Source organism: Sphingobacterium yanglingense (assembly GCF_004363245.1).
In the GTDB taxonomy this organism is placed as follows: domain Bacteria; phylum Bacteroidota; class Bacteroidia; order Sphingobacteriales; family Sphingobacteriaceae; genus Sphingobacterium; species Sphingobacterium yanglingense.
The window spans coordinates 228536-242465 of record NZ_SNYV01000018.1; the positions used below are offsets into that span (position 1 = coordinate 228536).

Annotated in this window: 12 protein-coding genes and 1 tRNA gene; 9 read left to right on the forward strand and 4 right to left on the reverse strand. The window is 37.7% G+C overall.

What is annotated here, in order from left to right; translation table 11 throughout:
• Positions 1-118: 118 nt before the first annotated feature.
• The 4 genes from CLV99_RS20690 (at position 119) to CLV99_RS20705 (ending at position 4430) form a co-directional block, all read left to right on the forward strand.
• The gene (locus tag CLV99_RS20690; protein ID WP_133586419.1) at positions 119-511 is read left to right on the forward strand and encodes a plasmid mobilization protein; all 393 of its coding nucleotides are present in this window, start codon (positions 119-121) and stop codon (positions 509-511) included.
• A complete protein-coding gene (locus CLV99_RS20695; protein WP_133586420.1) occupies positions 496-1767 on the forward strand; it encodes a relaxase/mobilization nuclease domain-containing protein in 1272 nt (423 codons plus the stop codon). The genes CLV99_RS20690 and CLV99_RS20695 overlap by 16 nt, the downstream gene beginning before the upstream one ends.
• 16 nt (positions 1768-1783) lie before the next feature.
• Entirely contained in the window at positions 1784-3769 is a 1986-nt protein-coding gene (mobC, locus tag CLV99_RS20700) for a conjugal transfer protein MobC (RefSeq protein ID WP_133586504.1), read from the forward strand.
• A gap of 178 nt (positions 3770-3947) precedes the next feature.
• Positions 3948-4430 carry a JAB domain-containing protein gene (locus tag CLV99_RS20705; RefSeq protein WP_133586421.1) on the forward strand — a complete coding sequence of 161 codons (483 nt, stop codon included), beginning with the start codon at positions 3948-3950 and terminating at the stop codon, positions 4428-4430.
• Between the two features lie 5 nt (positions 4431-4435).
• On the opposite strand, the gene CLV99_RS20710 is transcribed toward CLV99_RS20705, so the two are convergent.
• The 3 genes from CLV99_RS20710 to prmC all read right to left on the reverse strand — a co-directional run bounded on the left by CLV99_RS20710 (position 4436) and on the right by prmC (position 7340).
• Positions 4436-6037, reverse strand: coding sequence for a site-specific integrase (locus CLV99_RS20710; RefSeq protein WP_133586422.1), 1602 nt, complete (start codon positions 6035-6037; stop codon positions 4436-4438).
• 205 nt (positions 6038-6242) lie between these two features.
• Positions 6243-6315 (reverse strand) — tRNA-Lys (locus CLV99_RS20715).
• A gap of 158 nt (positions 6316-6473) precedes the next feature.
• Positions 6474-7340 (reverse strand): peptide chain release factor N(5)-glutamine methyltransferase, encoded by an 867-nt coding sequence (gene prmC, locus CLV99_RS20720; RefSeq protein ID WP_133586423.1) that lies wholly within the window; start codon positions 7338-7340, stop codon positions 6474-6476.
• A gap of 216 nt (positions 7341-7556) precedes the next feature.
• Between prmC and ribD the strand changes: the two genes are divergently transcribed.
• Both ribD and CLV99_RS20730 read left to right on the forward strand, forming a co-directional pair.
• Positions 7557-8609 (forward strand): bifunctional diaminohydroxyphosphoribosylaminopyrimidine deaminase/5-amino-6-(5-phosphoribosylamino)uracil reductase RibD, encoded by a 1053-nt coding sequence (gene ribD / locus CLV99_RS20725; RefSeq protein ID WP_133586424.1) that lies wholly within the window; start codon positions 7557-7559, stop codon positions 8607-8609.
• A 66-nt stretch (positions 8610-8675) separates the two neighbouring features.
• On the forward strand, positions 8676-9959 hold the full coding sequence (locus CLV99_RS20730) for a DUF2851 family protein (RefSeq protein WP_133586425.1): 1284 nt from the start codon (positions 8676-8678) through the stop codon (positions 9957-9959).
• A 2-nt stretch (positions 9960-9961) separates the two neighbouring features.
• Here CLV99_RS20730 and CLV99_RS20735 read toward each other — a convergent pair whose 3' ends face one another.
• Complete coding sequence (locus CLV99_RS20735) at positions 9962-10612, reverse strand: ankyrin repeat domain-containing protein (protein WP_133586426.1); 651 nt, start codon at positions 10610-10612, stop codon at positions 9962-9964.
• Positions 10613-11240: 628 nt separating this feature from the next.
• On the opposite strand from CLV99_RS20735, the gene CLV99_RS20740 reads away from it, so the two are divergent.
• From CLV99_RS20740 to CLV99_RS20750, 3 genes are all read left to right on the forward strand, one after another.
• Complete coding sequence (locus tag CLV99_RS20740) at positions 11241-11804, forward strand: UbiX family flavin prenyltransferase (protein WP_133586427.1); 564 nt, start codon at positions 11241-11243, stop codon at positions 11802-11804.
• Between the two features lie 182 nt (positions 11805-11986).
• Positions 11987-13255: a dihydroorotase gene (locus tag CLV99_RS20745; RefSeq protein WP_133586428.1), complete on the forward strand. Its 1269-nt coding sequence runs from the start codon at positions 11987-11989 to the stop codon at positions 13253-13255.
• Between the two features lie 4 nt (positions 13256-13259).
• A complete protein-coding gene (locus CLV99_RS20750; protein WP_133586429.1) occupies positions 13260-13928 on the forward strand; it encodes a hypothetical protein in 669 nt (222 codons plus the stop codon).
• The last annotated feature ends 2 nt before the right edge of the window (positions 13929-13930 follow it).

Sequence of the window (13930 nt, forward strand, 5' to 3'; positions counted from 1 at the left end):
CCGTTTCCCTGTTACATCCGGAAACGGCAAGATGTCCTCTCGTGATACATTGGCGAATTTACTCCGAAGTCGTATCGCTTAAAATGGTTTGAAATTTTAATGTGTAAAAGATATAGTGATGAAGAAAGAAGTTAAAAATAAAAACAAATGGTTGCATATCCGCATCGATGAAGATGAACTGCTACAGTTGCAAAACATGCAATTGAGGACGACCGAGAAGTACATAAGTAACTATGTGCGTAAGATCATGTTCAACAAACCTCTTATTGCACGCACAAGAGATGAAAGCCTGAACGAAATCATTACAGTACTCACAAAATTACAGAAAGACCTTAACGGAATTGGTAATAACTATAATCAGATGCTGCATAGACTGCACTTGTCCACTTCCGTTGCAGAGGTAAAACTCTGGTTAAAATTATACGAAAAACAAAGGGTTGAATTATTTATATGCATTGATGAAATAAAAGCTTTCATAGCTAAAAGTGCTGAAAAATGGTTGCAAGAATAAGAAGTGGAAAGTCTATTACAAGGACTTTTTACTACAATGAAAATAAGGTAAAACAAGGTTCGGCAATATTATTATCAGCTGTAAATTATCCATTGAGGCATGATGAAATGAGTGAAACGCAACGGCTCAATATGTTGCTGAGAAGATGCGAAGGAGCATCCAACATTCGCCACAACGCTATACATATAAGTTTAAATTTTGCCAAAGGTGAGCTGTTAAATCATGAAATTTTAAAGCAGATTTCACAGGAATACATGGATGCAATCGGCTTTGGAAATCAACCGTATTTACTTTACGAACATAATGATGCCGGACATCCACACGTCCATATTGTATCCGTAAAAATTGATGAAAATGGTCATCCTATTGATACCAATTTTATTGGTAAGCTAAAGTCTGAACCTGCTCGTAAAGCTATTGAAAAGAAATACGGATTGGTCATTGCCGAGGAAAAAAAAGAACTAAAGCAAGAGGATGAGCAGGCGCAAAAGCTTCTGTATGGTGGTGTACCTACAAAACGGCAGATCGAAAACATTATCAAACATGTGTTGCCAAAATATAAATATACTTCTTTACATGAGTTGAATGCGGTGCTTTCCCTATACAATATCCGTGCAAGTCGAGGCAGTGAAAGTTCAAGGATTTACCGCAATGGGGGATTGGTTTATCAACCAATATCACCAGATGGAGAACCAATTGGGATCGCTATCAAGGCTAGTCAATTCGCTATCGGTGCAAAGATGAAGGATATTGAAACGAGATATTTTCGCAATGATCTGGATAGGCAGAAACAAAGGAAATCGGTCGTTGGAAAACTGGATTTAGTTTTAAAAAGCAATACTATTAGCAACAAAAATCACTTTGCTGACCTGCTTAAAAAGAATGGTATTCAGGTCGTATTTAGAGAAAATAAAGACGGGCGAATTTATGGGATAACCTACGTAGATATGTTAACGAAAACTGTTTGGAATGGTAGTACTCTGGGAAAAGCCTACAGTGCCAATGTCGTTAGTGCCTTGTTTAAAAAAGAAAAAGAAAGTCAGCGTATTGATCAGAAAACTGATAATAGACAATTTATAAAATCTGAAGCTAAACCTGATAACATGGTCGTCAATAAGGATCAAAATGTTCCTGCTACTCCTATTGATGCTGGATCAACTTTAGAACAGCTTTTAAAGGTGGAGCAGAGTAATGATTATGTGGTCAGGGCATTTTCGGGGAAGAAAAAGAAGAAAAAAAGGAAGCGTACGGATTAAGAAGGGAGATAATGATATGGCGGACACAGGAGAAAATCAACAGGCTTTAAGAAAAATTATAGATATGACAAGGTGGATAGCAATAGCTATCCTTTTGCTCCATTTTTACTATTTCAATTACATTTTCTTTAGGGAACTGGGCTGGATTTCAAAGTTTTCAAACCAGATTTTGATGAACATTGAAGCTACGGGGCTGTTTAAAAGCTTTCATAGATCGAAGTTGATTACCTTAGTATTATTGTCCATTTCATTAATGGGTAGCCGGGGAAAAAAGAGCGAGAAGATGACGGTTAAGAATGCCTGCATCTACATTGGATCAGGGCTTTTGCTCTATTTTATCAGCTATTTTGTCTGGAGCTCAACGATGGGTATATCGTCGTTGGTCTTACTATATGTTACTATTACATCAATCGGTTTTATATTGTACTTAACAGGGGTTACATACCTTTCAAGAGTGATTAATGATCACCTTGCCGATGATATATTTAACGAAGAAAATGAGACTTTCCCACAGGAAGAACGACTTTTAGTGAATGAATTTTCTTTCAATCTATCAGCACAATACCAGTTGAAGAATAAGAAAAGAAAAAGTTTCATCAACGTAACTTCACCTCAAAGAGGCGTGTTGGTGGTAGGAACGCCAGGTGCAGGGAAGAGTTTTTTTGTGATACGACATATTATAGCGCAGCATATTGCAAAGGGGTTTACGGTCTTCTGCTATGATTTTAAATATCCGGATTTATCGATTATTGTATACAACCACTTCCTGAAGAATAAAGACAAATACCCTAAAAACACAAAGTGCTATTTTATCGATTTTGACAACCTTTCGCACAGTAATCGATGTAATCCGTTAGACCCTACAAACATGCTGGATATAACTGATGCAGCAGAGAGCGCAAGAACTATTTTACTGGGGTTGAATAAACAATTTATAACCAAGCAAGGGGATTTTTTTGTAGAAAGCCCAATCAATTTTCTCACGGCATTAATCTGGTTTTTGCGTAAGTATCAGGATGGACAGTACTGTACCTTACCACACGTGCTGGAACTAATGCAGGTCGAATATGAAAAACTCTTTAGTGTATTACGTACCGAACCTGAAATAGAAGTTTTTATAAATCCTTTTGTAAATGCGTTCTTAAATGGTGCAGTTGAGCAACTCGAAGGTCAGATTGCATCAGCCAAAATTGTTCTTTCTAGGTTGTCTTCACCACAGCTATATTATGTTTTGAGTGGCAACGATTTTACTTTGGATATTAATAATAAGCAAGAACCAAAGTTGCTGTGCATTGGTAATAATCCGTTAAAAGTTCAAACGTATGGAGCGGTATTGTCTCTATATGCTAATCGTTTGATTAAGCTTGTTAATCAGAAAGGAAACCTAAAATCTTCACTAATCTTTGATGAATTTCCGACAATCTATTTGAGTGGTGTAGATAATTTAATAGCAACAGCACGAAGTAATAAAGTCTGTACAACTTTAGGTATTCAGGATCTTTCACAGCTACGTAAGGACTATGGAAAAGAACAAGCTGATGTTATCGTTGGAATCGTCGGTAATATAATTTCAGGACAAGTTACAGGAGATACAGCGAAACTGATTTCTGATCGCATCGGTCGTATTATGCAGGACAGACAAAGCTTATCGATCAACCGAAATGATACGTCGATCAGTAAATCCAAGCAATTGGAAGCGGCTGTTCCAGCTTCTAAAATTGCAGCATTATCTAGTGGTGAATTCGTGGGAATGGTAGCCGATACACCGGATCAAAAGATTGCTCTTAAAGCTTTTCATGCTGAAATAATAAACGATTACAATGCTATTGCAGAGGAAGAAAAGAATTATAAACCACTACCGCTTATCCGGCAAGTTACTACCGATATGGTACAGAGAAACTATGTAGAGATCAAAAAAGATATTGAAGAGCTGATTAATTTTGAACTGCACCGAATAATGAATAACCCCGAATTAGAACACATGATGATTACAAAGGAATGATTTAATAAGCGAATTAATTAAGGCACTAAGATATGATATCTGCAATCTTTGCTTCAATAAAAATCCGCCTTAAACACAACCCAACCGCACACCTCAAACATTTACACGGATTTTTTTTGCATCAAATGCCGATATCATGTGGATGCACCATAATTAATTTTTATTAAAATAATTCGTTATGAGTGCTAAAAAAAATGATAATCTATTAAAAGTAGCAGAGGTGGATTTAGTCTATAAGACCAAAGTTAAAGCTATAGATAGACCAACTGTTAAATCATCAATAGATGCTGCTAAAATTTTGAAGGAGTATTGGGATTTAGACAAGATTGAGTTTGTAGAACAGTTCAAAATATTACTTCTTAATCGGGGGAGAAAGGTATTAGGTGTATTTGATGTTTGTACGGGCGGTGTTTCTCATGTTCAGGTTGATGTAAAAGTAATTTTTATGATGGCACTAAAAATGAATGCCGCTTCGCTAATTCTGGCGCACAACCATCCCAGCGGAACACTTGCGGCGAGCTTAGCCGATATTGATTTGACAAAAAAAATAGTCGATGGTGGTAATATTTTAACAATAAATGTTGATGACCATATCATTATAACGAATGAAAGTTACTATTCCTTTGCGGATAATGGACAAATGAAATTTCCTTTGATTTGATTGAATTATGCGGTCTCAGTGACCGCATAATTATCAACTGCATCAAGATTTAATTGACCATTTATATTGAATAGTGTATTCTTAATAGGAGCAATATTCTTCGCTATCCTTCCTTTGTTCACTCGACAATACCGCTGTGTTGTGCGTATGCTTTTATGCCCAAGCATTTTGCTTACATCTTCCAATGGCATACCCATATTAAGCATTAAATCTGCAAATGTATGACGGGCAAGGTGAGTGTTCATTTCGTTTTCTATGCCACAGAGTGTTCCAATTTCCTTCAGATATTCATTGTATTTAGCATTACTGTTTACTGGCACGAGTTGCCCTAAAACTTTTCTGCAATTATGTGCTTTATACTTTTCTATCAGATTTTCGACTATTGGGAGTATCGGTACAACTTCAAGGACATTTGTTTTTCCTCTATGTTTTTGTAACCATCTTTCTCCTTTCTGCCCGACCTTTACAATATTTTCTTCTGTTAAATTGTATAGATCCTGGTAAGCAAAGCCCGTGAAAATTTGGGCAATATAAGCATCCCTGACCTCGTTTAAGCGATTGCTCTTAAAGTCTGTATTGCATATTTTATCTATTTGAGACAACTCTAACGGAATAACAATTTTACTTTCACCACCGCATACAAAATGACTGATCGGAGAAGTTGGAATTACTTGCTTTTTAACAGCTATTTGGACAACCTGCTTTAATTTCTTAACATGCTTTTTTGCAGTTACGTCACTTAGTATACTATCTGCCTCTAAGGTTAGAAAATCATAAAACTCTTCAGCGAGAGTAGGCATTATGTTTTTAAACTTTATATCATCCAGTTCATATTTTGTCTTTAAAAATTCAGAAATCTTATTACGAGTAGTTTTGTGCTGCCGGTAAGTTCCATCAGATCTATTACCGTTATCTACAAGCAGCTTAAATTTTTCTATGAAGGCATTATAACAGCTAATCAGATTTTTGTTTTTCGCTATGGTTTTTACAATTTCTGGATCAAGACCCTCGGTATCATCTTCATCTATTATCTTAGCTTTATTATCACTTTTAAGTAATTCCTTTACAGTATCTACAAGGTTTTCGATTTTGTTCTCTAAGTGCGAAACTCTACTAATTAGGTTTTCGTTTTCTTGCTTTAAATGCTCAGAAGTATTAGCATTTTCTGATATGGGAGAGGCAAGTACACTCCCAGAATAGAACGTGTAATCAGTTAACTTTTGATTTAAGAGTAATTGTGATCCACCATCTTTATTGCTCTGTTTTACGTCAAAATTTTCTTTTGCGCTATATAGGTTTTCATAGTATTGTTTTACTAAAAGAGAGGTAGCCTCTTTTTTTTCTGTTAATAATTGTTGATAAATGCCTTCTAAAATTCCTACTGTTGCAAATATTTTGGAATTGATTTGTCGGTAATTCGGTTCAACTTTTGAAACTGTTTTTTCCTTAACATCCCAATTTTCGACACTTATAAACTCGCCTATATGTACTTCTCTTCGAAGACCACAAATTGTTATCCGTATAACAACTGGCGATTTACCATCAACATCACGGGATTTACTTTTGTGCAAAAAAGGAAGCACACGCATACCTGAATGTAATTTCATACCACAACATTTTAAAGGTTCAAAAACTGACCTTTAAGCCAACATCACTTTACATTATCAGAATAAAAATAGGCAATAGGTTTGGACACCTAGCAACCCACCGAATAGGAAGATTTGAATAAATACAGATTGACACAGAAATCTTTTTAATCGACTGATTAAAAGATTATTAACGAAAAAAGGCGCTAAATTAGCGCCTTTTCAGTGATCCCGCTGGGATTCGAACCCAGGACCCATACATTAAAAGTGTATTGCTCTACCAGCTGAGCTACGGAATCCTAATTCTTTATTTGAATTATCCTTCGTTGTTTGAAGTGATGCAAAGGTAGAAAAAACTACAATACATGCCAAGCGTTTGGTGGTTTATTTTGTTTATTTGGTTTTAACCTGTTGTCTATCAGTAAAAAAAAAGTGTATTTAAGAGTGCTTTTTGGGTTTATGAAGGCGCATTGGCTCTGATCATGCGCTTAGCGCCGTTGATATCGTTGAATATTTGAACATTGTTAAACCCTTTTTTTGAAAGTAGTTCTGCCGTCTCATCGGCTAGGTATTGATTAATTTCAAAATAGAGGTGGCCCTCGGGAGTTAGGTGTTCTTTGGCAAAATCGCCGATGTAATCATAAAATAATAATGGTGCACTGTCTTCGACGAATAAAGCGCTATGGGGTTCAAAAGCGAGCACATTTTGGTGCATATCCGCTTTTTCTAGGGTCGTTATGTAAGGGGGATTGCTGACTATAATGTCAAACTTAAGGTCTGATGCGAATGCTAAATCCCATTCTAAGATATCCATCTGTATAAACTGAATGTCAACCTCATTCTTTTGCGCATTGCGTTTGGCTACTTCTAGTGCCTCTTTGGATATGTCTATCGCCCAATACTGATGCTGCGGCATGCATTTAGCAAGAGAGATTGGTATACAACCTGTTCCCGTGCCTATATCGATACAATTGAGAGCCTGTTTGGACTTCGAGTCTTGCCGGATAAGGTGTACAAGTTCTTCGGTCTCGGGTCTGGGAATTAAGGTGTGTTCGGAAACCTCAAATATATGGCCATAGAAATGTGCATAACCTAATACATGCTGAATGGGTCTTCCCGTTTTGAGTTGAGCTAAAATGTGCTCAGTTTCAGCTGATGCTTTAGGTGTAGGTTGTTCATGTTTAATAAGATGGAGTTGATTACTTCTCTTGCCACAGAGGTGCTCTACAGTTAGGGAAAACAGTTCGTTGATTTCAGCGGAAGGGTAGAGTTCCTTTAGCTCCTTCTGGAATAGTTCAGCTATCTCTTGCCATGTATTGTTCATACGGCAAACATACATAAATTCGCTTTTACACGGGATATAATAGTGTCGTAATATAAAAGCGAATTATTCATCATCGTATGCTTTCAAAGGTATTCATGAGCACTCCGTGGTTTATGTAACTCTCCTCATCCATTTAGATTCTTTTATAGAGGAAATTTAGTGATTTTTTAAGTTTAGCTTGTCCGCTCTTTTTAGATAAAATGGTAAGTTTGTACTATGACGGAAGATCAAAGGTTCATGAGTCGCTGTATAGCGTTGGCCCAATTGGGAGCAGGTACTACAAGTCCTAACCCGATGGTAGGAGCCGTAATTGTACACGAAGGAAAGATAGTGGGAGAAGGCTATACGTCGCCTTACGGTGGGCCACACGCAGAGGTGAATGCTGTTGAGGCGGTAAAGATCCAATATGGCGAAGAACAGGCTTATAGCATATTGAAACAAAGCACGGTATATGTTTCACTGGAGCCCTGTGCCCATTATGGTAAGACACCTCCTTGTGCAGATATGTTGGTTGCCTTGGGCGTAAATAGGGTTGTGATAGGTTGTGAGGATCCATTTGGGAAGGTCAACGGGTTGGGAATCGTTAAGTTACAAGAAGCGGGAATTGAAGTGGAGATAGGCGTCTTGGAGGAGGAGTGTCGATTTATTAATAGACGATTCTTTACAAAGATAAAAGAGAACAGGCCTTATGTAATATTGAAATGGGCGGAGACCAAGGATGGCTATTTTGCTCCTGAAGTACCAGCTCAGGTATGGATCAGTAATAAGGCGAGTAAGCAATTGACCCATAAATGGCGCTCAGAGGAGGATGCTATTTTAGTCGGTACAGCAACCGCACTAATAGATAATCCGATGTTAGATAATAGACTTTGGACGGGAAAATCACCGAAACGAGTCTTAATTGATAAAAGCTTGGATGTACCGAGATCTCATAAGTTGTTTGTAGATCAAAAAACTGATCTGATTGTATTTAACGAGCAAAAAACGGAGTGGTCGGGTAACTTGAAATATATAGCATTGGAGAATTTTGATATGTACCTGCCTCAGAATATTCTCTATCAATTGTATTTGATGGATGTACAGTCTATAATAATAGAAGGAGGTCATAGGACGCTAGATGCTTTTATCCATGCGGGTTTATGGGATGAGGCTAGGGTATTTGTAGGGGATACGATGTGGGATAGGGGAATTGTATCCCCTCGTCTGCCTGTTCCATACAAAGAGGAGATACAGGTTGCATCAGATACTTTACGTCTGTATTATCGATAAGAAGAGATTGCTTAAAAAATAGTTTTTTAACGGTTTGTTTGTCAGTTAATTGTTGTAATTTTAAGGATGGACTATCCAGAAGAATTACTATATTTTATCTGGCGCTATAGGCTGTATAACCAAGGTGACTTAAAAACAACGCAAGGGGAGGTGCTCAAGGTTATTGATGTGGGGCAGCGTAATTACCACGCTGGTCCAGATTTTGAACTGGCTACGATTCAATTGGGAGGTGTAATATGGAGGGGACATATTGAGATGCATGTCAAAGAGGATGACTGGACTAGACATGGGCATCACTTGGATACCGCTTATACTGCTACAATTTTGCATGTGGTTTGGCAATCAGGAGTGCAACCCAATTTAAGGGAAGATGGTACCTGTATTCCTACTTTGGTGTTAAGCGCTTTTGTGGATATAGCGCTGTTGGATCGTTATGATGCACTGCGAAAACAAGAAAGAAAGATCGCCTGTGAGGGACAGTTTGGGTATGGGGTGACATCTGTCCGGCCTGGCTGGTTGCAGCGATTGACTCTGGAGCGATTGCAAGAAAAGTACAAACACTGTTCAGAATTATTAGATCGGACAAAGAAGGACTGGGAGCGTACATTTTTAATTGTTTTGGGGCGGGCTTTTGGTACCAATATTAATGCTGATGCATTTGAAGAACTTATGTTTCGCGTAGAGCCTAGGTTGGTGTATAAATATCAGGATGCGCCAGAGAAGATAGCTGCTATGTTGTTCGGACTGAGTGGTTTTTTGGAAGGAGAGTGTGACGATGACTACTTTGTACGCTTAAAAAAGGAATACCAGATTCTCCAAAGGATGTATGGATTGGAAGAGGTTGCTGCAACATTATGGAAGTTTATGCGAGCTAGACCATATAACTTTCCTACCTATCGATTGGGACAGTTGTCAGGAATGATTACTGCATCAGCTTATTGGTTTGAGAAGATTTGTACGGTCAAAGAACTGAATGAGTTATTAATAGCTGTTCGTGCTATTGATGTCGATGATTATTGGTCCCATCATTTTCGGTTTGGTAGAGATACGAAGTATCATAGCAAAGGTTGGAGTAATGCTTTTTTTAATCATTTGGTGATAAATTGTTTTGTCCCGATGTTATTTTCCTATGGTCAGTTTATCGGAAATGAGGAGCTAAAGGAACGAGCAGTGACGTGGTTGGAACAGTTGCCTTGCGAGCAAAATTCAATTGTTACCTTTTATAGAGATTTAGGGCTTTCCTGTCAAAATGCTGCGGATTCTCAGGCATTAATACAGTTGAAAAGAGAGTACTGTAGTAAAAAGAGATGCCTAGAATGTGCAATTGGACTGGCAATATTGAAAGCCTGAGTTTACACTTTTAAAATGCCTGCAATCTCTGTAAACCCTTTGTCGGCAGCTAAATCCGATGCGGTCTGACCTGTATTTGTTACAAGGCTGATGTCTGCTCCTTGCTCAAGTAGTAGAACAATTAAATCGATATTGCCGTGCTGTGCAGCTAAATGTATTGGAGCTATACTGCCATATTGTAAGACATTTACTTCTGCACCACTTTCGATAAGCATTTTCGTAATACCATCATGGTTAATTCCTAAAGCGGCATGAAGCGGGTAGGTATTGTAGCCGTTCTGTGAACCTATATTGGGATTTGCATGGTGTAACAAAAGGAGACGTACGACATCTTCTTTTCCAAAGTGAGCCGCTATGCCTAAAGGAGTGAAACCGTGGTCTGAAATTTCATTTACTACATCTTTTTTGTGCTCTATCATCATCTGGATATGCTGCAATAGACCGGTAGCACAGGCTTCGTGTATGGTTATCGTGGATATAAACTTTAAAATAACCTGAGTAACTAGCGGTTTGTGATAATAGCAGGACAGAAGGAGTGGGGAGATATCATGGCTGGTCTTTTGATGAACTAAACTGACGTCTTGGCCCAATAGTAGTTCAAGGTCTTGATGATTTCCCGTTTCAATATACTCTTCTATTATTGTTGCACTCATGATATTATAACACTTTTATCTAATTCCGAAATAAATAAAAAAAAGGGATATTCGGATAAAATGTTAGTAATATTCGAAATGTTAATTAATTTCCTAAGGCTATATGTTAGTGTATGATATAGATTCTTTCTCCGCAGAATGTAGCTGTAGCGAAGTGCTTGTAGTCGAACAACTACAAATATCCTAAAACTACAGATAAAAGATGGTATGATTCGTTGTAAATATACTTTCTCTTAGTACATTTGTATTGCCCTCCCCAAGGGCATGTTTTTCATAGGTAGATGTAGGGTCGAATATTTCTTATTCGACCCTTTTTTTGTTTATAGTTTTTTATGCCATTTCATTGACGTATGTGCAAAATAGTTACTGAAGATTTTGACTAGCTTTGCCAAACGGAATGTTCATGGGGCTTAAATAGGAAAAGTATATGAAATATTTCGTTTGAATAATTGGAATTCAAATCTTACACACATGAAATATCCATGTAGCAGAAACTACACAAACACGAATGACCGCGAAGCAGCATGCACACCAATTACAACAATTCGTGCATAATATAGTTTGGATATTCCATTTGACCATTAAAAGACAAACCGAGCTTGCGAGCTCATGAAATAATTATATACATATGAAACGTAAAGTAGTAGTTGCTGTAACCGGAGCTTCAGGCTCCATATATGCCAAGGTTTTGTTGGATAAATTAGGGCAGATGAGAGATCAGGTGTCCCATGTAGGGGTAGTGATGTCTGATAATGCTAAAGATGTATGGCGTTTTGAGTTACAAAACGAAGATTATAACAATTACACGGATTTTACATTCTATTCGAAGAATGATTTTATGTCTCCTTTTGCTTCTGGATCTGCTAATTATGATACCATGGTCGTCTGTCCATGCTCAATGGGTACGCTGGCTCGAATAGCTAATGGCACTTCTTCTGATCTCACAACTAGGGCTGCCGATGTTATTTTAAAAGAGAGAAGGAAGTTGATACTTATTACCAGGGAGACTCCTTTGAGTCTGATTCATATTAATAATATGGCGAGTGTGACGCAGGCGGGAGGGATAATATGTCCAGCCAGCCCATCATTTTACAGTTTGCCCCAGACCATGGAAGAGCTAGCGGCTACAGTCGTGGATAGGATATTCTCCCTCGCAGACCTGCAAATCGATTCTTATCGATGGGGAGAGTAAAAAAACACTGTTATGTTTATAGGGGATTTTGTACATTTGTCCTTTAATGAAGCGACTTATAGTATCATTATACTTTATGATTTTATGTAGGGCAAGACTTATCTCCATGCTCTTTTCTTTGTTTTTCGTCGTTTCACTTTCTTTAGGAATTCTACAACAAATTAAATATTAGCAAAATACCCATGAATACAGTCTTAATTTCTTCAGCAAGGTTAGTCTTACCCAATCATCCATTGAACGGAGAGGTGATTGATATCTTAATCAGGGACGGGAAAATTGCAGATATAGATAAAGAAATAAAACCAGTAAAATCGGATTGGGATATTATTTCTGCAGAAGGATGTATTGTAAGTCCAGGTTTTTTTGATCTGAACGCAAATATTGGTGAGCCGGGCTATGAGACCAAAGAAGATATAGCTACAGGTACAGCAGCGGCGGCAGCAGGTGGTTTTACAGCAATCACAGTGCAACCTAATACGAATCCAGCGGTACATAGTAGGGCTGAGGTAGCACTCTTGGTAAATGCGGCAAAAGGCAATCTGGTAGATGTATACCCTATAGGTGCGATATCTAAGAAGAGGGAAGGTAAGGAAATGGCAGAGTTGTATGATATGAAGCTGAATGGTGCTATTGCCTTTTCGGATGGAAATCATAGTTTACAGGAAGCTGGATTGATGGGACGAGCGTTATTATATGCTAAAGGTTTTGGTGGATTAATCATTTCTTTTGCCAAAGATGAATCGATGTCGGGCGATGATCAGATGAATGAAGGCACTATGAGTACTTTTTTAGGAATGAAAGGTAGTCCTAATCTGGCTGAAGCATTAATGGTATCGAGAGATTTATTTCTAGCGGAGTACAATGATGCTCCAATTCACTTTACCACAATATCTACGACAGAATCAGTAGAGCTTATTAAGAAAGCGAAAGCCAAGGGGATTAAGGTAACTTGTGACGTAGCAGCGCATCAGCTAGTATTTACAGATGAGAATGTAGTTACTTTTGATTCTAACTATAAAGTATGTCCTCCTCTAAGAACTCTAAAAGATGTAAAGGCTTTATTAAAAGGACTTAAGGATGGAGTGATTGATGCTATAGTTTCGCAACATACGCCACATGAAATTGAATTTAAGAACGTTGAGTTTTATATAGCAAAGAATGGAATTACGGGGTTACAAACTGCCTTACCTCTCGCGGTTCGTGCAGGATTGACTGCTGAGACGATCGTGGAGAGGATGGCTATAGGGCCTAGAAGGATTTTAGGCGTTGAGGTGCCTAAGTTTGAAAAGGGAGAAAACGCAAATTTGGTTGTTTTCGATCTAAATGCCACTTGGACATTTGATGCTCAAAGCAATAAATCAAAAGGTTCAAATAACCCATTAATGGGACAAGAATTACAAGGAAAAGTAAATCTTGTTATAAATAATAATAAGTTGATTGTTAATAAGTAATAACATGGATGTTAAAGTTAAAAATGCGATAAATGCCGCAGTTAGCACATATGCGCGCATTGATAATATAGATAGTAAAGAGTTTATGGCAGCTTTGTCGGCTGTCTATGATCTAGAATTGCCTTTTATGGAAAAAGTAGCACAGCTGGATCAAGTATTTGATGACCATCAGCGTTTTGAAGAACTGCGCGAAGTGAGTTTTGATTTGCTAATGATAAACTTCTTTGCAGAGGATGTGCAGAAGCTAGAAGAAGATTATCTAGATTCTGAAGAATGGGAGAAAATTGAAGAAGATACTATAGATAGAGGAACAGAATTATTAAATGTGTTCCTGTATCTGAAAGAATGTGCAGACGATGAGATCAAACCTTCTTTAGAAGATTATTTAAAGGAATTCTTATTGGTTGAAGAGGATGAGTTTCAGGATGAGTATAGTATCTATGAGAAAGTGATTGCAAACCAGATTTTGGTGGAGAGTGACTATTCTGAAATAGCCAAAGTGTCTACTACATTGACAGATAGGGATGAGCTTTTCGAGTTGTTCTATCCATTAGTCTCTTTCTTTTTCGAGCAGACCCCTTCAGATGCGCAAGTAACTGATTTTGAAAAAAGTGCTTCTAATAAAGCTTATGAAACCTCTATATACCAGGTTATTATTCACTTTAGCAAGTAAGG

What these genes read in the sequence shown, in the direction of transcription:
- CLV99_RS20690 (WP_133586419.1), top strand. Translation starts at nt 119, where the DNA reads ATGAAGAAAGAAGTTAAAAATAAAAACAAATGGTTGCATATCCGCATC.
- CLV99_RS20695 (WP_133586420.1), top strand. Translation starts at nt 496, where the DNA reads ATGGTTGCAAGAATAAGAAGTGGAAAGTCTATTACAAGGACTTTTTAC.
- mobC (WP_133586504.1), top strand. Translation starts at nt 1,784, where the DNA reads ATGGCGGACACAGGAGAAAATCAACAGGCTTTAAGAAAAATTATAGAT.
- CLV99_RS20705 (WP_133586421.1), top strand. Translation starts at nt 3,948, where the DNA reads ATGAGTGCTAAAAAAAATGATAATCTATTAAAAGTAGCAGAGGTGGAT.
- CLV99_RS20710 (WP_133586422.1), bottom strand. Translation starts at nt 6,037, where the DNA reads ATGAAATTACATTCAGGTATGCGTGTGCTTCCTTTTTTGCACAAAAGT.
- prmC (WP_133586423.1), bottom strand. Translation starts at nt 7,340, where the DNA reads ATGAACAATACATGGCAAGAGATAGCTGAACTATTCCAGAAGGAGCTA.
- ribD (WP_133586424.1), top strand. Translation starts at nt 7,557, where the DNA reads ATGACGGAAGATCAAAGGTTCATGAGTCGCTGTATAGCGTTGGCCCAA.
- CLV99_RS20730 (WP_133586425.1), top strand. Translation starts at nt 8,676, where the DNA reads ATGGACTATCCAGAAGAATTACTATATTTTATCTGGCGCTATAGGCTG.
- CLV99_RS20735 (WP_133586426.1), bottom strand. Translation starts at nt 10,612, where the DNA reads ATGAGTGCAACAATAATAGAAGAGTATATTGAAACGGGAAATCATCAA.
- CLV99_RS20740 (WP_133586427.1), top strand. Translation starts at nt 11,241, where the DNA reads ATGAAACGTAAAGTAGTAGTTGCTGTAACCGGAGCTTCAGGCTCCATA.
- CLV99_RS20745 (WP_133586428.1), top strand. Translation starts at nt 11,987, where the DNA reads ATGAATACAGTCTTAATTTCTTCAGCAAGGTTAGTCTTACCCAATCAT.
- CLV99_RS20750 (WP_133586429.1), top strand. Translation starts at nt 13,260, where the DNA reads ATGGATGTTAAAGTTAAAAATGCGATAAATGCCGCAGTTAGCACATAT.